Here is a 19,251-nt window from a genome sequence, read left to right as displayed (position 1 = left end):
ATAAACCAAGTGATTATATGATAAAACCTATAATCACTTGGTTTTTTATTGCAGTTACACAAATCTACTTACAGCATGATATAAAAATAAGAATTATTTAGTTATATCAGGAATTTATAAAAGTAAACTCTAGTGGGTTTTTGTCAACTAGTCTGGGGTAGGTATATTTAGGATAACCAACCATAACAGCTCCGGTGATTTTTTTGCTGAGCGGTATATTAAATAATTTTAGAAGTGGGGAATCTTCTTTCATTGCAACTCTTTCAAACATTCCAGCCCAGCAAGAACCTAATCCTAGTGTTGGTGCATATAACTCTAAATAAGATAATGAAATGATAGAGTTTTCTCTTCCTCTTGGAAAGTTTGAGTCAGAGATTGCAAGAATAAGACTTGATGCTCCTCTTAAAATTGTATCAATTCCTTCTTCACGATAAGGTTTTGTAAATTCACTTGATACATTGTTTTTTTCAAATTCTTTTATAACAAGCTCAACAGCTTTATCAAGCATCTCTCTGTCATCTATTATAACGTAGGAGATACTTTGTAGATTATGGCCACTAGGTGCATAATGAGCTATGTTTACAAGGTATATTAGTTTTTCTTTTGGGACAGGAGTTTCTTTATATGAGCGAATGGAACGTCTTGAACGAAGAAAGTTTTCTGCCTCTTCTGGGGTTAGTTTTGGGTATTTTTTTGAACTTACTTGATTTGATAAAGGGGTTTTTATGTTATCAATTGCTTCTCGTGGGCATATAGCCACACAATGGCCACAAGCTATGCATTCTTCAGACAAGGTTTCCACAGGTCCATTATTTTTAAGTTTTAATATATGCTCTGGGCATTCATTTACGCATAAACCACACTTAATACATTTCTCTTGATTAACAGTTATTAAATTCATTTAATCGTCTCCTCTTATTGATTGTTTGATGTTAATATATTTGAAGTTTTTCTTTTTAAAAGGTTATTAGTAAGTAGATAATAAATATAAGCTAGTAAAAGTACAGAACAGCTTGCAATTGTAATTCCAATAACATTATATGAATGATATACAGAGGTACTTATCCAAGAGCCAAAAGAGCCCCCTAAGTAATATCCAACCATGTAGAGGGAATTTAATCTACTATGGTTTTGAGGATTGAGTTTATAAATTCTTCCTTGATTTAGTGACATATTCATTCTTGAACCAACATCTAAAGTAAAGGTTACTAAAACTATAATTATAAGTTTAGACCACCCCATGCCTAGTAACATAAAAGATATAAACATAACTGCTAAAGCAAAAATGTTCCATAAGCTTACATGTTTGCTGTTTGTGAGTTTTCCCGTGAATCCAGCTGCTAGTGCCCCTGCTATTCCTAAGAAACCAAAGAGCCCAACTACAGCACTTCCATAATTATAAGGAGAACCTTCTAATATAAAGGATAATGATACCCAAAAGATATTAAAGGCACAAAATGCAGCAGCGCCAAAAACTATAGTTTCTCTTAATACCTTTTCTTTCTTTAATAAAGGAGGTAATGATAATATTATATTTTTATATGAATTTTCTTTTTTTACATTGTCTTTAGGGAGAGCATGATATAAATATGCTGCAAAGATTAATAAAACTATTGAAGCTATTTCATGAACGGCGCGCCATCCAAACATTTGTCCAATAACACCACCAAGCACTCTTCCAAGCAAAACTCCAAGAAATACGCCAGTTAATAAGTGACCAACTATTACCCCTCGTTTTTCAGAAGATAGGTTTGAAGAAACAAAGGGAATTATAAGCTGTGCGGAAACACTTGCAAGTCCCATAAAAAATCCTACAGCTACTATTAGATTAAATGTTGGTACTAAAGTCATTAAATATAATAAAACAGAAGAACAAGTAATACTTAAAGTAATTAAGGTTTTTCTACTATATCTATCTCCTAATGGAACGATAAACAATAGTCCTAGAGTATATCCTATCTGTATAGCTGTTACGAGTTTACCAGATGATGAAGCAGGTACCATGAAGTCCTTAGAAATGTTAGTTAACAACACTTGATCGTAGTATAAGTTAGCTACTATAATTGCACAAATGATTGATAAAATGAATAATAATTTATTTGAAAAATTTTTGCTTTTTATTTCTGAATCCATTTTACATCTTCCTCTCTTTAGGTTATAAAAATAGTGTATAATGGAATTATTATTTTAAACAGAATCTAGATTATCATATGATTAATAGTACTATGTTTAGCTTAGCTGAAATAATTAATGTAAATAGGAGAGGGCGTTATGATATCTAAAAATAAGGAGCTTGGGTTATTTTTAAAAAAGAAAAGATCAACCCTAAGACCAGAACAATTTGGGCTTAAGTTCGATAAAAGAAGACGAGTAAAAGGCTTAAGAAGAGAAGAGGTTGCAGACTTAGCAGGAGTAAGCAATGACTGGTATGTACGTATTGAACAAGGTCAAAATGTTAATCCATCAGTTGAAGTTTTACTCTCTTTGAGTAAGGTTTTACAATTAAATAATGAAGAGAAGAGATATTTATTTGATTTATCAGATAAAAAATTGCCTTTTGAAGACTTTACAAAGGTTACAATTTCTAATACCTTACAACAATTTTTAGATAATCAAAATCCTAATATAGCCTATGTTACAGATAGTGAACTAACCATAATTGGATGGAATAAAGCAGCTCTTAAGGTTTACGGTAACTATGAAGAAATGAGTGAAAAAGATAAAAACTCTGTTTGGAGAGCCTTCAATGATGATTACATAAAGAACCTTTTAGATAATTGGGAGGGACATTCTAAATTACGTGTTGAACAATTGAGAGCTAATTATAACTATTATGATAATGACAGTAAAATAAATAATATAATAGATGAATTAATTGAAAAAGAACCTTTATTTAATAAGTGGTGGAATAATCAAGGGATTATGGGAACACCAGAGGGGCAAAAACTTTTACACCATCCTGAAGTAGGGGATTTATACTTAAGTTATATTTCTTTTAAATCTACAGAAATAGACGGAGCAAACATCACCATTCAAATGGCTATAGATGATGATACAAAAAATAAGCTAGAGAAGCTTATTTTATTATAAATTGAAACCGTGCCTTAATTGTGCTCTGGCACGGTTAACTCAGATTCATAAACAGGTACACCATCTAACTTTCCATTGACTTCTTTACTTGCCATCAAGGTAACTGCTTTTATTGGAATCTTAATTCGGTCATATTGAATTAAGTTATCCAAATCTATAGATTCTTCGGTAAATACAACTCTTCGTCCTAGGGTTATATGAGGTGTAAAAAGTTTATCATAAAATCCTATTTTGTTTTTTGATAATAGTGTAGACAGCTCTTTATGTAGCCTAGAGAGAACGGAGCTTTCTCTTGTGCCTATCCATAGAATATTGGTATTCTTTCTTTTGAAAATACCTAAGTTACTTAAGGATAATTCAAAAGATGGAATAGTTAAAACTGCTTTATCTATAACTTCTTTTATCTTTTCAATTTGAATATCATCAGCTTCTCCTATGAAGCAAACTGTTAAGTGAAAGTTATTCTTACGGGTAAAGCTGCCTTCGGTGCAGTGATTTTTTATATCTGAGGTTATTCGTTCCAAATAATCTTTAACTTTATCTTCAAAAGCTATAGCAATATAGATTCTCATATTTTTATATCCCTTTCATCAAATGATAGTGTGTATAAGTTATTTTTAACAAATAATTATAATGGAGTAAAGGGGAATAGTAAATTTCTTAAAATTTCTAATCCCTTTTACTCCTATTAAGGTTAAAGTACAATATGAAGGTTTTTATTTATTAAGTCACTAGTAACTCTTCCATCTTTTATTTCAATGATTCTATCTGCTTTTTCAGCTATTCTATTATCATGAGTTATAACTATAAAAGTGGTTTTCATTTTCTCATTTATATCCCTAAGAAGATTATAAATACTTTCAGTAGATTCTGAATCTAGGTTTCCGGTCGGTTCATCAGCAAGTACTATTTTAGGGTTATTAATTAAAGCTCTTGCTATAGCAGTTCTTTGTTGTTGGCCTCCTGACATGTTGGTTGACATGTTATTTTTAACTTTACTTAAGCCTACTAAATCTAAAAGTTCATTAGCTCTTTCTTTGATTTCCTTTGAAGGCTTTGAATTTCCTATCATAAAAGGCATTAGAACATTTTCAAGAGCTGTAAACTCAGGAAGAAGATAATGAAACTGAAATATAAAACCAATAGTCTTGTTTCTTAAATCAGCTAATTGATTCTTTTTCATTGTATCTGTTCTTATTCCATCAATATATATTTCTCCATTAGTTGGTTTATCTAAGGTTCCCATTATATTAAGAAGTGTACTTTTTCCACTTCCAGAAGCACCAATAATTGAATTAAAGGTACCTTCTTGAAAGGATATATTTACATTGTTTAAAACTTGAGTTTTAAGTACTTGACCATATACTTTATCTATATTTTTCATTTCAATAATATTACGCATTTCTAATCACCTCTATTGGATTTAATTTTGAAGAACCTCTTGCAGGGATTAATGCTGCCAATGTTGAAGCTATAAGTGCTATAACAGCTGATATTATTATAAAGTTGTAATTGATATATAATTCAACTACAGGAGTTCCATCAGGATTTAGAGCAAATTTTGTAAAGATAAAGCTTAATCCTAAACCTAAAGCCACTCCAAGTATTGCTCCCATTAAACCTAATAAAAATCCTTCAAAGAGAAAAATTAAACTTGATTGTCTGTCCTTAATTCCCATAGCTTTAAGTATTCCAATTTGTTTTGATTTTTGTACTACAGTTATAATTAAAACGCTTGCTATACCTAATATAACTGATACCATAACAAATACTTGAATCATATAACTTGATATGCTTTGACCATTTAAACCACTTAATAATGATGCGTTTTGATCTTTCCAGTTATCAACTTTAATGTCACTTCTACTAATGTCAGAACCTATAACTGTTGCAATCTCATCTGCTTTAAATACATCTGTTACCTGCATTTCAATACCAGTTATTTTATCACCAGTAGAGAATAATTCTTTTGCAGAAGATAAATCAGTTATAAGCCATGCTTTGTTTATGCTAGCAACTTTTAAGTCATAAAAGCCAGTTACTATTAAAGTTTTTACATCACCTGAGTTTGTTATTAAGTCAATTTTATCATTTAGGTTAAGGTTAAGCTCATCTTTTAAATCTTTTCCTACTAACGTTTCAAATTTGTTGTTTGGAACTTTACCTTCATAAATACTATCTTTGAGATCATAAATTTTATCTGAATCATCAATGTTCATACCACGTACTAGAACTGAGTATGTTTTAAGATCTGTTTTAATAAGTGCAGGCGAATCTGATACTACAGAAACATCTTTTATTCTTGAATCGGATTCTTTTATATTATCTACTATGCTATCATAATCAGATATTAATCTATCAGAAGTATCTGATGATAAGGTTATTTGAGAAGAATTACCTACTGTTTTATCAATTAAACTTTTCTGAAGCCCTTGTATTAAGGAGCCTATAAATATCTGAACTGAAACACCAACTGCTATTCCTAAGGCTATAAGAGCAGTTTGACCTTTTGTAGATTTTAAGAATCTGAGTGCTATTTTAAACGAAATTTTCAACTTAATCGCTCCCTTATAATTTAATTTGCATTATTTATTAATAACTATTATTATTTATATATTAATAGTATATTACAATATGAAATAAATCAATATATTTAATATAAAAATATTTCAAAATGTGTTAAGATTATATGAAGAGGTGACTGCTATGGAAAAAAGTATTTCTGATAATATAAAGTATTTAAGAAGTTTAAAAAAATACACTCAAAAAGAGTTTGCTTCTTTACTGGGAGTAGCACAAACTACTGTTGCAAATTATGAAAATGGGCTTAGAGTTCCTGATGCTCAGAAACTTCAAAAAATTGCAGATATATTTGAGGTGTCTTTAGACAATTTATTAGGACGGGAGAATAGAAAAGAGAATAGCAGTATAATTCAGAAGAAATTATCATTAATAAATAATAAAGAGGAATCTTTTAAAATATATTTAAATTTACTTTTGGAAGGGAAGGGCACAGATGCAAGAGAGTTTGTAATAGGTCTATATCATCAAGGATTGCCTATGAAATCTATATATTTTGATATTTTTGAAAAATCATTAAAGGAGGTAGGGACTTTTTGGGAGAGTGGTAAGATAGAGGTTTGGCAGGAGCACTTTATTTCTGAAGTAACTATGGATTTAATGAGAGAAATAAAAAGTAAGGAGAAAAGAAAAAAGAAAAATTTGTGTTATGTAATGGGGGTAACAGCTGGGGCAGAGCTTCATAATATTGGACTTAAAATGATTTTAGATACTCTAGAAATAGAAGGTGGAAAATCGCTTTATCTAGGTTCTAATGTACCAGTTCAAAGTTTGGTGAATGCAGTTAAAAGTGAAAAACCTGATTTATTAGCTATATCAGTAACAATAGATCATCATATAGAATCAGTAAAATATATGATTGAAGCCATAAGAGAGAATGTTAAGGGTAAGGTGCCAAAGATTGTTGTTGGTGGAGGAGCTTTTAAAAACAATCCAAAGCTCTGGCAATCAACTGGGGCAGATCAGTATTCAGACAGTGTAGAGGATTTGATTTCCTTTATAAATATTTAATAATAGTATTAAAAAAGCAAGTGAGGATGTTTAAATATCTCCACTTGTTTTTTTAATTTAAGCTAGTATTACATATACTTATGCACAATAAAATAATTTTATAACAAACTGTTAATAGAATGTTGACAAATTTTACGAATCACTATAAAATAATACAGGGATGTAAATGATAATTACTTTCATTATCTTTTACCAATTAAAGAGGTTATTAAAAATTAATATAACAATCGGAGGGAGATTCAAAATGAAACTAAAAGGACTAACTACTATAATCCTTGCTTGTGCTTTATTAGTAACTGGCTGTGCTAGCAAAGCAAACAAAACTGAAGATACATCTAAGGGAGGCGACACTGCTTCTTCTGTTTCTTATCCAATAACAATTAAACATGCTTATGGTGAAACTGTAATAAAAGAAGAACCTAAAAATGTTGTTGCAATTTCTTGGGGAAATCCAGATACACCTTTAGCGTTAGGAGTTGTACCAGCTGGTATATCCAAAGCTAACTATGGTAAAGTTACTGAAAAAGGATTATTACCATGGACAGATAAAAAGTTCACTGATTTAGGAGTAGACAAACCAGTTGTATTTGATGACGTTGATGGTTTAGATTATGAGGCTATAAGTAATGCTAATCCAGATGTTATATTAGCTGCATATTCAGGTCTTACTCAAGAAGAATATGATATGTTAAGCAAAATAGCCCCTGTTGTTGCTTATCCTAAACTTGCATGGCAAACATATTGGAGAGATCAAATAACAACTAATGCAACTGCAATGGGTAAAAAAGATGAGGGAACTAAATTAGTTTCAGAATTAGATAAGTTAATAGCAGATAAAGTTGCTGAATATCCTAGCATTAAAGGTAAAAAAGTTGCTTTCTGTTACTTTAGCCCAACTGATTTAAGTAAGTTCTACATATATACTTCAACAGATCCACGTGCGGCATTCTTAAATGATCTTGGATTAGTAGAAGCTGATAGTGTTAAAGAACTTGCAAAATCTTCAGATAGTTTTGCTCTTACAATTAGTTCAGAAAATATTGATAAATTAGCAGATGTTGAAGTAATTGTTGCTTATGGAAATACTGAATTATTAAAACAACTTCAAGCTGATAAGCTATTAGGAACACTTCCAGCAATTAAAAATGGATCTGTAGCGTTAATTGATGAAACTTCAGATTTAGCAGCAGCAGCTACTCCAAGTGCATTATCTATTCCTGCAACTATAGATGAATATTTAAAGCTAATCGGAGAGGCAGCAGATAAGGTAAAATGAAGCTTACAAAAACAATAGGAATATATTTAGGGAGTATTCTTTTTCTAGGTTTATGTGTGCTTGCATCACTAGCATGGGGATCAAAAAATGTAGGATTTAGTCAGGCTATTAATGCCTTACTAAATTCTACTGATTTGTCCTTTTCTGCATTAGTGGTTCGTGAGCGTATCCCGAGAACAATTTTTGGTATTATGGCAGGAGCTTCTCTTGGAATATCAGGAGCCCTTATGCAATCTATAACAAGAAATCCAATAGCTGACCCCAGTATTTTAGGTGTTAATACAGGGGCATCTTTGTTTGTTGTAATAGGAATAGCATTTTTTAATATCAACTCAGCAAATCAATATATTTGGCTAGCACTGGCTGGAGCAGGGATAACAGCAGTGGTTGTTTATTTTATTGGTTCTATTGGAAATGGAGGAGCGACGCCTATTAAACTTGCTTTAGCAGGAGCTGCTACTAGTGCAGTCTTAACTTCTTTAGTAAGTGCAATTATACTTCCGAGAAGTGATGCTATGGATAAGTTTAGATTTTGGCAGGTTGGGAGTATAGGTGGAGCTAATTGGGATAGTATTAGATTGATACTTCCTTTTGTAATAGTTGGATTAATAATAAGTATAGCAGCAACACCAGCATTAAATGTATTAGCTTTAGGGGACGATGTTGCAACTGGTTTAGGTGTAAATATAGGTGTTATTAGAATTATATGTGCAGTTGCAGGGGTAATATTATCTGGTGCAACTACAGCAATAGCTGGTCCTATTTCTTTTATAGGATTAATGATACCACACACTATACGTCTTATTTTTGGTTCAAACTTAAATGGAATAGTTCCTTTATCAGCTATTGGCGGTGCAGCACTTTTAATAATTTCAGATGTTATCGGAAGAGTAATAGGCAGCCCAGGTGAAGTTCAGGTAGGAATTATTACAGCATTTATAGGTGCGCCAATTCTTATTATGATTGCTAGGAAAGCGAAGGTGAGAGCTATATGATACAAACTAATCACAATACGATTAGACAAGGTTATACTAGAAGAAAAACTCGTTTGATTAGCGTCAATATTATTTTGATTGTATTAACTTTACTATTGTGTGGCATTATGCTTGTATATGGTAAAAATGTTTATGATTTAAATACAGTTATAAGAGTTCTTAGTGGAGAACAGATACAAGGGGCAACCTTTACTATAGGTACTCTACGTTTACCAAGAATGTTATGTGGACTTTTAGCTGGATTAGCTTTCGGTATAGCAGGAAATACATTTCAAACTATGTTAAGGAATCCATTAGCAAGTCCTGATATTATAGGTATAAGTTCAGGTTCTAGTGTAGCTGCGGTATTCTGTATATTAGTTCTTCGTATAAGTGGTACTGGTGTTTCTATAGCAGCAGTAGTTTCTGGAATTCTAGTAGCATCACTTATATATGTGTTATCTAAAGGTTCAGGATTTTCAGGTGGAAGACTTATACTTATAGGAATTGGAATGCAGGCAATGATAAATGCTATAATATCATATTTGCTTGCAAAATCTTCACAGCATGATGTACCAACTGCACTTAGATGGTTAAATGGGAGTTTAAATGGAATGGTTATTGAAGATGTACCATTTTTATTTGTCGTTGTTGTTGTATTTGGAGTTACTATTTTATGCTTAACAAAACAGCTTCAGGTATTGGAATTAGGAGATGAGTTTGCAACTACACTTGGGGTTAGAATTAATGTAGTAAGAATTATGCTGATTCTTAGTGCTGTATTTCTAATAGCTTTCTCAACTGCTGTTACAGGCCCTATATCCTTTGTAGCATTTTTAGCTGGACCAATAGCAGCAAGGCTTGTTGGACTGGGATCGCCAAATGTTTTATCAGCAGGGCTAGTTGGAGCTTTATTAGTACTTAGTGCAGATCTTATTGGTCAATTTGCATTTGGTACAAGATTCCCTGTAGGAGTAATTACAGGGATTTTAGGAGCGCCATATATGCTGTTTCTATTAATAGTTATAAATAGGAGGGGTGAGGCATAATGACTAAAAAACAACCGTTATTTGAAGCAAAAAAAGTAGTAACTGGATATGATAAAAAGATTATAATAGATGGAATTGATATAACTATTCCGAGTAATAAGATTAGCGTTATTATAGGTGCTAATGCATGCGGTAAATCAACCCTACTTAAAACCCTTGCTAGACTTATTAAACCTGTTTCGGGAGATATTGTAATTGATGGTAAGAAGATTACTTCAATACCTTCTAAGCAATTAGCACAAGTCTTAGGTTTACTTCCTCAATCCCCAATAGTTCCAGAAGGAATAACTGTTTGGGATTTAGTTTCAAGAGGTAGGTATCCATATCAATCATTTTTAAAAAGTATGGATAAAACAGATTTTGACGCCATAGAAGAAGCACTTGAGATCATGGGAATAACAGAACTTGCTAACCGTAGTGTAGATGAGTTATCAGGTGGTCAACGTCAAAGAGTATGGATTGCAATGGCTCTTGCCCAGCAGACAGATATACTTCTTTTAGATGAACCAACCACTTATCTTGATATAGCATACCAAGTAGAGATTCTTGACTTATTAACAGACCTAAATCGTAAAAGAGGAACTACTATTGTGATGGTACTTCATGATATTAATTTATCTGCTAGATATGCCGATTATATATTTGCTCTACGTAAAGGTAAATTAATTAGTCAAGGGACACCGGAAGAGGTTATAACTTCAGAATTAATAGATACTGTATTTGATTTGGATTGTGTAGTTATACAAGATCCAGTGTCTGATTCACCTTTTATTGTACCAAGAGGAAGGCATCATGCTAATGCATAAAAGTTAATAGATTTATTTAAGAGACAAGTGATTATATGTTTAATATTATCACTTGTTTTGTGGTTTAAAGATAAAAACTAGGTTTAATTAATTTATTATAAACATTCAGTGAGAAAATTCATTTTGTAAATAAATTTAACTGTGATATAATGAAAAATGCTGTTTTGAAGTAAGTATTGGGGGAATTTATAATATGAAATATTTTTTTAATAAAGCAATGACAATGATGAAAGCAGAGATGGTATTTAGCATTACATTGGCTTTATCTATCGTTACATCCATAATAATTAGTCCTAAATTAAGTTATATTGATTTTCCAGTATTGATGCTTCTTTTCAATCTAATGATAGTAATAGCTGCTTTTGAAAATGTACAATTATTGGACAAGATAGCTATTGGGATTTTAAGAAAGAATAAAAATCTTAGAATGATTTCTGGTATATTAATTAGTTTATGTTTTGTTTTTTCAATGTTTATAACTAATGATGTTGCACTTATAACTTTTGTACCATTAACTATGATTATTGCTAAAAAAGCTAAATTTGATCCTATAAAGATAGTAATTTTAGAAACTTTAGCAGCTAACATAGGAAGTAGTTTTACGCCTATGGGAAATCCACAAAATCTATATCTTTTTTCATTTTTTAATATAAATATCCTGACATTTTTTAAAATCACAATATTAATAGCTGTGGCAGGAATGGTGTGGTTATTTATTTTAAATTATAGAGTTGAGGATTCAGAACTAGAGTTTGAATTAGACAAAATAGAAGTTAGAAATAAAAAAGTTGCAATAATATACTGTATTTTATTTATATTTATACTCTTGTCAGTTTTTAATGTTATTGATTATAAGGTTGCTTTTATTACAACCATTATTGTAACATTAATTATAAAAAGAAGTTTATTTAAAGAGTTAGACTATGTACTTTTATTGACTTTTGTATGTTTTTTTATTTCAATAGGAAATATTTCTAATATGAAAAGTATAAATGAGATTATGAAAATCTTATTAAGTAATAATATTGGAGTGTATTTCTCTGCAATATTTTTTAGCCAGTTAATAAGTAATGTACCATGTGCTATTCTTTTATCAAAATTTACTACTTCATGGCAAGTTATATTAATTGGTGTTAATGTTGGAGGAATGGGTACAATTATAGCTTCACTAGCAAGTTTGATATCTTATAAAATTTACATTAAAGAGTATGATGGGAAAAAGTATTTATCTAAATTTACAAAATACAATTTTGGAAGTTTGTTAGTATTTGGAGCCTTATTCTTGGTGTTTGTATTTTTACCAATATAGTAAATAATATCTGTAAAAAACAAGTGACGATATTTAGGGATAGCGTCACTTGTTTTTAATTTAGGATAAATTACTCTCCATCCTCTCCTCCAGGACCATCTCTTCTTGGACGGAAGGATTCAGGAAGAGGTTCAACATTTTTATATTGACTAGCAATTTTGCTCTCATTCTCTGAATTAAATGTGCTACCTTGCTCCTTAGAAGATGAGCAACTATTTTGTTGTTTAAAGTTTGAATTATTATTTTTATTAGCCATACTATATCACCACCTTCAAAGTTATTTTGTACATATGATTGCTTTTTATGTACACTAAAACTTGAGAGCATTTGATGTTATAAAGAATATGGCATTACATAAAATTAAAAGGAGAATATATGAAATATAAGCTCTAATAAGGTTAATTAAATATTCTATCTTTCATTTATCATAAGAATTCTATTAAGCTTTATAATACTCTTTTTATCTTTATTATTTATTAGAATTTCATCATGAGTTATTTTCTCCACCAAAACATCAAAATGCCCTTGTGGTGTAGTAAACATTGATTTACATATATAGCGAATCATGCAGCGTTTACCTTCAAAGTATTTAAAAGGACTTGATAAAGGTAGGTTATCTAAGTATATGTCTGGAATCTTTGTTGAAGTTTTTTTGTATATATCTGCATCTGAAATAGAAAGAATACTTTTGATTTTTAATATTCCTTTTTTGCCTTTTTTATCATGGAAAAGTAGGTAATCATCATCAGTATTAAGCATAGCTACTTGATAAAGTCCTCCAAAACCCCTGTCATCTAAAAATATCTTTACCCAACGCCCAAGAAAATCCTTATAGCAATCTAAAGAAGATGTATTAGTTGAGTTATCCGTATTTCCTTTTGAAGGTAGAGTTAATCCTTCTATAAGAAGATAGTCTGTTGAAACTCTAAATAAGTAGCTTAATTGAATTATTTTATCTGTATCTGGAATTGACTGATCTAACTCCCATTTTGAAATAGCCTGTCTTGAAACCTCAAGTTTTTCAGCTAATTGCTCCTGAGAAAAATTATTCTGTTTTCTAAGTTCTTGTATTCTTTTGCCTAATGTCATAATAAGACCTCCCTTATTTTAGTATTATCAGTATACTAATTATGACAATTCACCACTACCAAATAAACCTTGAATATTCGCAACCTATAGTTGCAAGTTTAAATTTAATAAGAGTATGTTTCTATTTATCATAAGATTATTATACTATTAATATTGGAACTTTAACTCTAGAGGTTGAAAAAGTTGTAATAGGATAAATTGGTATAGTATACTGTAAAAGATATCAGAGGCATATAATATGTAATTAAAATAAACAATATTGAAATATATAGAAAGGAAAATATATAGTGAATTTTACTGAAATTCGTTATATAAGGATAGAATTATAAAAGGTACAAAAGAATTTAAAATAATAATTAGTATGGGAGTAATAGGCATTATTGCTGTAATAATAACTATAATAAGTGATTTTATATTAATAGGTAGGCCTAATAGTGCTATGGATTTTTTGAAACTTGGCACTGAAAGCATGGCTGGATTATCTCAATGGAGAATAACTGTTGGTACATTTCTTGGAGTTATAGTAATTCCATTTCAAATAGCTGGATTAGGTATGGTTTATTACGCTCTTAAGCCAGCAGGTAAATTTAAGTCACTTACAGTAGTCATTTCAACTGCACATGCATTAATGTTAGCTGTGGGATTTCATATAGCTTATGCATATATTGCAAGTGGGTGGAGACTTTATTATGAAACTGGGGCTTCTAATCTGATAGTTAGAGATATGATGAAAATGTTCGATAATTATTGGCTTATAACATTAATTATAATAGGAGTAGAAGCAACGGTTAGTTCCCTTTTATATATAATAATAGTTATAAGGTATGAAACCTTGTATCCTAAGTGGATGGCGTTTCTAAATCCAATTGGCATTTTAATTTGTGTTTTTGTTATGATGTTGGTATTGCCTTATCCTATTGGAGGATTTATTGCTCCAGCTTTTCTTAATATATCGACCTTAATTTTTTTTATATGTCAATGGGTTGTTCTTAAACAAAAAGATAAAGTGCTTATGTAATGTTTAAATCAAAAAAACTCCTAAACACTTTATTAGCTTAGGAGTTTTTTATATATTTGCTACCACTTAAACCAGAAAATTACCCCATTATCATAATTTTTTGCGCCATAGGAGAAATTATATAATTCAAGTATTTTACTGGATATAGAAAGACCTAGTCCTGTACCTTTAGTATTACTACGTGAGGAATCAACTTTTTTGTATGGTTTCCATATTTCAGTTAAATATTTTTCAGGTATATGACTTCCACTGTTGTAGAACTCAAGAATATCTTCATTTATAGTGATATAAATTGACCCACCATTAGGAGTGTGTTCAAGTGCATTTACAAAAAAGTTATTAATAACTCTCTCCATTAATGTAAAATCAGCTTTTATAATCTCATCACCCTCCATATTTATAACAATTTGTTTCTCATCACAGATTGGACCATAGTGATTAATTAATTTATCGCATACTTCAGAAAGAGAAACATCTTCATATTTGATTTTAAAGGAATCAGATTTTAATTTTGATAATTCAATCATACCTAGAACTATCTTGTCCATACGTTGCACATTAGCTTGAATATTTGCGGCATAATAGTCTTTCTTTTCCGTATGAACATTTTCTATAAGATTTTCAGCATAACCTGATATGATACTTAGTGGTGTTTTTAAATCATGTGCTAGTGAATTTGTTGTCTCTATTCTATATTTTTCTAAGTCATCTCTCCTTTTATAAAGCTTATAAGTTTGAGTAGATATGATAAGAGCTGCTATAAAAAATGTTAAGAAGCAACTTATCCATACAAAGATTAACGTTGGATAAGTGAGTTTTAATAAATTAACTTCAGTGGCACAAACTGTCCAATATTCACTGTAATAATTTTTACCATCGAAGGTTAAGGTTCTTACAGTGTTCTGATATGGAACTGGGTAATAATACTGATAAGTAAATAAACCTACTTTTTCAATTGATGTTCCAAGTGATTTTTTAACGTTTTTTTCCAACTTATCTCCATTTGATGCCAAGTTGCGAAGATTAGTATAATCTTTTTTATTTTTATTAAGAGGGTTTATGGAGCCATTTTTAAAATAAGGTAAGTCTTCTGTAGGTTTATTATTAGGAATGAACACCTTACTTACATTAGATCCAGAGCATGAGGATATTCCATTATCTTCACTGAGCTTAGTTGCATACATAGGAGTGACATTTATTCTATCAGGAATAATCATTTCATCTTTTAACCAAAATCCATCTATGTCTAAAATATATCCAGAAAGATCACCGACTTTCTCAACCTTAGGTTCTGAAGAGAGATAACCTTCAAGTTCTGATATATCTTCATCACTAAACCAGTCGTATGGGTTTAAAGATGCATAACCAGTATAATGTGTGTTACCTTCAATACTTTCTGTATAACTGCAAAGCCAATTTTCATTAGTGTTAAAAATTAGATTATAGTTACTTGTGAATATTCCAATTTCTGTTCCAGAGTTAGCATAAAGAGACAAACTTCCTATCATTTTTCTTTTAAGCTTAGGGAAGTCTGTAATATTATCTTTGATAATATTATTAGCTGTATGATTAATCTGTAATGCTAATGAGTTAAACTGTAATTCTTGTACTTTTTTCTCCTTATTTATAAGAAATATGCTAAACCCTATCATAAGTATAAGGTATGCTGTAAATAAAGAAGAAAAAGTACGCACATAAATTGTTCTCTTTGTTTGATTTTCTTTCAACTTCTAATCCTCCAATCTATAACCAACTTTAATAATGGTTTTGATTTGATTAGATGCAGCTCCAAGAGATTTTCTAAGCTTCTTTATATGATTATCAACAACTCTATCATTACCTTCAAAGTCATATCCCCACACTCGGATCAAAAGAGTTTCACGACTCATTATTTTACCACGATTCTCCATTAGTATTTTTAATAGAGTAAATTCAATAGGAGCTAAGGGAATTTCTTTATCATCTACAAAAACTGTGTAGCGATAAGGGTTTAATTTTATTTTTCCAGAGATCATGATGTCATTTCTTATGGTACCTTTTGTACGTCTAATTAGAGCTGTAAACTTTGCGTAAAGTTCTGCTAATGAAAATGGCTTAGATATATAATCATCACAACCAAGGTTATAACCATATAATTTATCTGGTTCATTAGTTCTTGCTGTTAAAAAGATAATAGGAACATCACTATTTTTTCTAAGTTCCTTACATATTGTAAAGCCGTCAAGCTCGGGAAGCATAACATCTAAAAGCACTGCATCATATTCATTTTCAATACATTTTTCATAACCTTCATTTCCAGTTTCAGCAGAGTATATCTTGAATTTACCTCCACTTTTAGCTGTAAAATAGTCAGTTATGATTTCTCTTATTTCCTTGTCATCTTCAACTAATAAAAACTTATATACCATTTTTCACCTCCAAAGATATATTAGCAAGTCAATATATCCTTTCTGTATCCTAGTTAATGTTAAAACAAAATAAAGTTGGAGATATTCTACTAACTCCAACCCTACGATATTCTATTTTTTATATAATTGTTCCTTATTCTATAAGGGAATATTTTTATTGTATTTGATCCTTCATCTAGTGTTGAAAGTTCAAGTTTATCAAATATGTAATCATCATCAACTTTTTCTAGTGTTATGATAGCAGGATATTTAGCTTTAGTAAGAGTTGGGTCATCAGAACTATGTCCAGAACAATTAAGCCAAGCATATATATAAACTTTGTTGCCTTTTTCTTCGCAAACAATTATCTCTCGTGTGTAGTATATTTCAGATATAAAAACGGCTCTTAAATCTTCTCTTTTATTTAATTCAGGTTGTACATTTTCTGAAAATATTTTATCTAATGTATTTGTAGACATATTAACTACATTTACTGTATTTATTGATTTATAAGCAAATGTTGAAATTATAATTATAGAAATAATAGTAGATAAAAATATAAGATGTTTTCTTTTCATATAAACAATCCTTTCAGAAGAAAATTTGGATATATTTCCATAATAAACTATAGGGAATTTATTGTAAACAAGCTTATGATGAGAAGTGGGTAGATAAGAAAAAGGAAGGCTGATATAATATTCTCTAGAAAGAGATAAAGGAGTTAGTAGATGAAATTTTATTTAGCACCAATGGAAGGAATTACAGGATACATATATAGAAATTCTTATGAGAGGATTTTTGGCAATATAGATAAATACTTTGCCCCTTTTATTACACCAAACAAGAGTAGAAGTCTTAAAACTAAAGAACTTAGAGATATTTTACCTGAAAACAATAAGGGGATAAACATGGTTCCTCAGATATTAACTAACGATTCAGAAGGATTTAGTGAAACCTCTATGAAATTTAAGCAACTAGGTTATAATGAGGTAAATTTGAATTTAGGATGCCCAGCTGGGACTGTTGTTTCAAAAAATAGAGGTTCAGGATTTTTAGCTAAAAGAGAAGAACTTGATAGATTTTTAGATGATATATTTAAAATAGATGATATGAAAATTTCTATAAAAACTAGAATAGGAAAAGAGAGTCCGGAGGAGTTTTATGAGCTTATTAAGATATATAATAAGTATCCTATGGAAGAACTAATCATTCATCCGAGAACTAGGGAAGACTTTTATGGAAATAAACCTAATTTAGAAGTTTTTAAAGATGCATTATCATTAAGTACTAATACCATATGCTACAATGGAGATATATTCACAAAGGAAGATTATAGTAAATTCACAAAGGAGTTTCCATCTGTAGACAAAATAATGCTTGGAAGAGGGGTATTAGCTAATCCTTGCCTAATAAATCTTATAAAAGATAATAGCACTTTGGATAAAGCGGATTTAAAAGATTTCCATGATGAGATCTTTAATAACTATATTGAGATATTTAATGAAGAGAAAAACGCCATATTTAGAATGAAAGAATTATGGGGATATATGATTTATATTTTTTCAGATAACAAAAAATACGGCAAGAAAATTAAGAAAGCACAAAAGCTTGCTGAGTATAATGAAGCTATTTTGAGCCTATTTGAAGAGCAAGAGATTATACAAGGGGCGGGATTATTTTATAATCAATAGTTATAAGAAGATATAAGATTAAAATAAAGACTGCTTAATTATAGGCAGTCTTTACTTAAGATGGATTAAATTGTATTACCAAATATCGTTTGAATTAGATGAAACTAATGCTAAATCTTCATAACTACACAAATTATTATTTAAGGCTTCTTTTCTTAAAACCAAATAAAGTTCTGCATTTGTAGCATTAAAGTAAGGATTAACAAATAGCACTCCAACTCCTAGAGCTAATATTCCAAGCAAATACCATCCTATAAAGGATAGGTCCAACACAAACATATCAAGTTTATGACCTCTGGTCATATCATTACTTAGTTCTATAGCTTTATTAATTCCTATATTAGGATTATCAGCAAGAATATATGGAACCATGCTATATGCGTAGGATTTAATTATACCAGGAATAATTAAGAGTAAAGTCCAAAGGAAAATATAAATATTTTTAACTAACATTGTAGTTGTTATCCCTTTGTAATTCCCATCTTGAAATCCAAAACGCAAACATCTTGTATTATCATCATATTGAGCGGATTTAATGAAGTATTTTCTTCCTCCAACTTCAAGGCAGTATCCAATAAGAATACGTAGTACCAATGCAATTAGAAAAAAGATTAATAACATAGAAATAATTTTCCAATTGATGAAATAATGAAAAACTGAGTTTATATTATCAGGGTTTTCAATTGAAAATCTAGATCTATAGTTAGACCTAGAATTCCAACCACCTTCAGCTAGTGTTATAACTATACTAACTCCAAATGCACTCAAATATCCTCTTCTTAAAACTTCTTTAGCTTTACTTTTTAATTCTTTTCTAGACCACATATTATCCTCCATAAAATTATTAATCGAACTATTTAAATAATTGCTATGATGATATTATATGGTATTTAATAACTTAAAACAAGTTATTAAATATATAGGAGAATGTTATTTTTAGTTGAAATACGCTATTAGATACAGGTAGGTTT

General features: G+C 30.2%; 20 protein-coding genes. 9 read left to right on the top strand and 11 right to left on the bottom strand.

The features are described 5' to 3' along the window. Positions 1-106: 106 nt before the first annotated feature. Together P8F83_RS13010 and P8F83_RS13005 are read right to left on the bottom strand one after the other, a co-directional pair. The gene (locus P8F83_RS13010) at positions 107-901 is read right to left on the bottom strand and encodes a nitroreductase family protein (RefSeq protein ID WP_326511489.1); all 795 of its coding nucleotides are present in this window, start codon (positions 899-901) and stop codon (positions 107-109) included. A 14-nt stretch (positions 902-915) separates the two neighbouring features. Further along, a complete protein-coding gene (locus tag P8F83_RS13005) occupies positions 916-2,133 on the bottom strand; it encodes an MFS transporter (RefSeq protein WP_326511488.1) in 1,218 nt (405 codons plus the stop codon). A gap of 138 nt (positions 2,134-2,271) precedes the next feature. Between P8F83_RS13005 and P8F83_RS13000 the strand changes: the two genes are divergently transcribed. Next, positions 2,272-3,090, top strand: coding sequence for a helix-turn-helix domain-containing protein (locus P8F83_RS13000; protein ID WP_326511487.1), 819 nt, complete (start codon positions 2,272-2,274; stop codon positions 3,088-3,090). A 14-nt stretch (positions 3,091-3,104) separates the two neighbouring features. On the opposite strand, the gene thpR is transcribed toward P8F83_RS13000, so the two are convergent. The 3 genes from thpR to P8F83_RS12985 all read right to left on the bottom strand — a co-directional run bounded on the left by thpR (position 3,105) and on the right by P8F83_RS12985 (position 5,645). Next, on the bottom strand, positions 3,105-3,662 hold the full coding sequence (gene thpR / locus P8F83_RS12995) for an RNA 2',3'-cyclic phosphodiesterase (RefSeq protein ID WP_326511486.1): 558 nt from the start codon (positions 3,660-3,662) through the stop codon (positions 3,105-3,107). 122 nt (positions 3,663-3,784) lie between these two features. Then, positions 3,785-4,492, bottom strand: coding sequence for an ABC transporter ATP-binding protein (locus tag P8F83_RS12990; protein WP_326511485.1), 708 nt, complete (start codon positions 4,490-4,492; stop codon positions 3,785-3,787). Next, complete coding sequence (locus P8F83_RS12985) at positions 4,485-5,645, bottom strand: ABC transporter permease (protein ID WP_326511484.1); 1,161 nt, start codon at positions 5,643-5,645, stop codon at positions 4,485-4,487. Before P8F83_RS12985 ends, P8F83_RS12990 begins: the two co-directional genes overlap by 8 nt. A gap of 151 nt (positions 5,646-5,796) precedes the next feature. Here P8F83_RS12985 and P8F83_RS12980 point away from each other — a divergent pair, with 151 nt between their 5' ends. From P8F83_RS12980 to P8F83_RS12955, 6 genes are all read left to right on the top strand, one after another. After that, positions 5,797-6,681, top strand: coding sequence for a cobalamin-dependent protein (locus P8F83_RS12980; RefSeq protein WP_326511483.1), 885 nt, complete (start codon positions 5,797-5,799; stop codon positions 6,679-6,681). Positions 6,682-6,925: 244 nt separating this feature from the next. After that, positions 6,926-7,957 (top strand): iron-siderophore ABC transporter substrate-binding protein, encoded by a 1,032-nt coding sequence (locus P8F83_RS12975; RefSeq protein ID WP_326511482.1) that lies wholly within the window; start codon positions 6,926-6,928, stop codon positions 7,955-7,957. Continuing rightward, entirely contained in the window at positions 7,954-8,952 is a 999-nt protein-coding gene (locus tag P8F83_RS12970; protein WP_326511481.1) for a FecCD family ABC transporter permease, read from the top strand. Before P8F83_RS12975 ends, P8F83_RS12970 begins: the two co-directional genes overlap by 4 nt. Further along, positions 8,949-9,980 (top strand): FecCD family ABC transporter permease, encoded by a 1,032-nt coding sequence (locus P8F83_RS12965; RefSeq protein WP_326511480.1) that lies wholly within the window; start codon positions 8,949-8,951, stop codon positions 9,978-9,980. The genes P8F83_RS12970 and P8F83_RS12965 overlap by 4 nt, the downstream gene beginning before the upstream one ends. Further along, positions 9,980-10,786: an ABC transporter ATP-binding protein gene (locus P8F83_RS12960; RefSeq protein WP_315108726.1), complete on the top strand. Its 807-nt coding sequence runs from the start codon at positions 9,980-9,982 to the stop codon at positions 10,784-10,786. The genes P8F83_RS12965 and P8F83_RS12960 overlap by 1 nt, the downstream gene beginning before the upstream one ends. Before the next feature lie 193 nt (positions 10,787-10,979). Continuing rightward, positions 10,980-12,095, top strand: a complete 1,116-nt coding sequence (locus tag P8F83_RS12955; RefSeq protein ID WP_326511479.1) for an SLC13 family permease — start codon at positions 10,980-10,982, stop codon at positions 12,093-12,095. A gap of 70 nt (positions 12,096-12,165) precedes the next feature. On the opposite strand, the gene P8F83_RS12950 is transcribed toward P8F83_RS12955, so the two are convergent. Continuing rightward, positions 12,166-12,351, bottom strand: a complete 186-nt coding sequence (locus P8F83_RS12950; RefSeq protein ID WP_073018374.1) for a hypothetical protein — start codon at positions 12,349-12,351, stop codon at positions 12,166-12,168. Positions 12,352-12,506: 155 nt separating this feature from the next. Further along, positions 12,507-13,184, bottom strand: a complete 678-nt coding sequence (locus P8F83_RS12945; RefSeq protein ID WP_326511478.1) for a helix-turn-helix domain-containing protein — start codon at positions 13,182-13,184, stop codon at positions 12,507-12,509. 361 nt (positions 13,185-13,545) lie between these two features. Here P8F83_RS12945 and P8F83_RS12940 point away from each other — a divergent pair, with 361 nt between their 5' ends. Continuing rightward, complete coding sequence (locus P8F83_RS12940) at positions 13,546-14,202, top strand: DUF6796 family protein (protein ID WP_326511477.1); 657 nt, start codon at positions 13,546-13,548, stop codon at positions 14,200-14,202. 59 nt (positions 14,203-14,261) lie between these two features. Here the strand turns inward: P8F83_RS12940 and P8F83_RS12935 are convergent, their stop codons facing one another. The 3 genes from P8F83_RS12935 to P8F83_RS12925 all read right to left on the bottom strand — a co-directional run bounded on the left by P8F83_RS12935 (position 14,262) and on the right by P8F83_RS12925 (position 17,167). Further along, entirely contained in the window at positions 14,262-15,929 is a 1,668-nt protein-coding gene (locus tag P8F83_RS12935) for a sensor histidine kinase (protein ID WP_326511476.1), read from the bottom strand. A gap of 3 nt (positions 15,930-15,932) precedes the next feature. Beyond that, positions 15,933-16,610, bottom strand: coding sequence for a response regulator transcription factor (locus P8F83_RS12930; RefSeq protein WP_326511475.1), 678 nt, complete (start codon positions 16,608-16,610; stop codon positions 15,933-15,935). A gap of 101 nt (positions 16,611-16,711) precedes the next feature. Then, complete coding sequence (locus P8F83_RS12925) at positions 16,712-17,167, bottom strand: hypothetical protein (protein ID WP_326511474.1); 456 nt, start codon at positions 17,165-17,167, stop codon at positions 16,712-16,714. Between the two features lie 150 nt (positions 17,168-17,317). Here P8F83_RS12925 and P8F83_RS12920 point away from each other — a divergent pair, with 150 nt between their 5' ends. Next, complete coding sequence (locus tag P8F83_RS12920) at positions 17,318-18,280, top strand: tRNA dihydrouridine synthase (RefSeq protein WP_326511473.1); 963 nt, start codon at positions 17,318-17,320, stop codon at positions 18,278-18,280. Between the two features lie 75 nt (positions 18,281-18,355). Here P8F83_RS12920 and P8F83_RS12915 read toward each other — a convergent pair whose 3' ends face one another. After that, positions 18,356-19,105, bottom strand: coding sequence for a DUF975 family protein (locus P8F83_RS12915; RefSeq protein ID WP_315108743.1), 750 nt, complete (start codon positions 19,103-19,105; stop codon positions 18,356-18,358). Between the last annotated feature and the right edge of the window lie 146 nt (positions 19,106-19,251).

Source organism: Clostridium intestinale, from assembly GCF_035905475.1.
GTDB lineage: Bacteria > Bacillota > Clostridia > Clostridiales > Clostridiaceae > Clostridium_T > Clostridium_T intestinale.
The sequence above is the reverse complement of the archived record's forward strand: the minus strand, read 5'-3'. Positions and strand labels throughout refer to the sequence as shown.

Excerpts from the sequence above, each read along its gene's own strand:
- P8F83_RS12940 (WP_326511477.1), top strand. The coding sequence starts at position 13,546 with ATGGGAGTAATAGGCATTATTGCTGTAATAATAACTATAATAAGTGAT.
- P8F83_RS12975 (WP_326511482.1), top strand. The coding sequence starts at position 6,926 with ATGAAACTAAAAGGACTAACTACTATAATCCTTGCTTGTGCTTTATTA.
- P8F83_RS12965 (WP_326511480.1), top strand. The coding sequence starts at position 8,949 with ATGATACAAACTAATCACAATACGATTAGACAAGGTTATACTAGAAGA.
- P8F83_RS12955 (WP_326511479.1), top strand. The coding sequence starts at position 10,980 with ATGAAATATTTTTTTAATAAAGCAATGACAATGATGAAAGCAGAGATG.
- thpR (WP_326511486.1), bottom strand. The coding sequence starts at position 3,662 with ATGAGAATCTATATTGCTATAGCTTTTGAAGATAAAGTTAAAGATTAT.
- P8F83_RS12970 (WP_326511481.1), top strand. The coding sequence starts at position 7,954 with ATGAAGCTTACAAAAACAATAGGAATATATTTAGGGAGTATTCTTTTT.
- P8F83_RS12960 (WP_315108726.1), top strand. The coding sequence starts at position 9,980 with ATGACTAAAAAACAACCGTTATTTGAAGCAAAAAAAGTAGTAACTGGA.
- P8F83_RS12915 (WP_315108743.1), bottom strand. The coding sequence starts at position 19,105 with ATGTGGTCTAGAAAAGAATTAAAAAGTAAAGCTAAAGAAGTTTTAAGA.
- P8F83_RS13005 (WP_326511488.1), bottom strand. The coding sequence starts at position 2,133 with ATGGATTCAGAAATAAAAAGCAAAAATTTTTCAAATAAATTATTATTC.
- P8F83_RS12950 (WP_073018374.1), bottom strand. The coding sequence starts at position 12,351 with ATGGCTAATAAAAATAATAATTCAAACTTTAAACAACAAAATAGTTGC.
- P8F83_RS12930 (WP_326511475.1), bottom strand. The coding sequence starts at position 16,610 with ATGGTATATAAGTTTTTATTAGTTGAAGATGACAAGGAAATAAGAGAA.
- P8F83_RS13010 (WP_326511489.1), bottom strand. The coding sequence starts at position 901 with ATGAATTTAATAACTGTTAATCAAGAGAAATGTATTAAGTGTGGTTTA.
- P8F83_RS12990 (WP_326511485.1), bottom strand. The coding sequence starts at position 4,492 with ATGCGTAATATTATTGAAATGAAAAATATAGATAAAGTATATGGTCAA.
- P8F83_RS12980 (WP_326511483.1), top strand. The coding sequence starts at position 5,797 with ATGGAAAAAAGTATTTCTGATAATATAAAGTATTTAAGAAGTTTAAAA.
- P8F83_RS12945 (WP_326511478.1), bottom strand. The coding sequence starts at position 13,184 with ATGACATTAGGCAAAAGAATACAAGAACTTAGAAAACAGAATAATTTT.
- P8F83_RS12920 (WP_326511473.1), top strand. The coding sequence starts at position 17,318 with ATGAAATTTTATTTAGCACCAATGGAAGGAATTACAGGATACATATAT.
- P8F83_RS12925 (WP_326511474.1), bottom strand. The coding sequence starts at position 17,167 with ATGAAAAGAAAACATCTTATATTTTTATCTACTATTATTTCTATAATT.
- P8F83_RS13000 (WP_326511487.1), top strand. The coding sequence starts at position 2,272 with ATGATATCTAAAAATAAGGAGCTTGGGTTATTTTTAAAAAAGAAAAGA.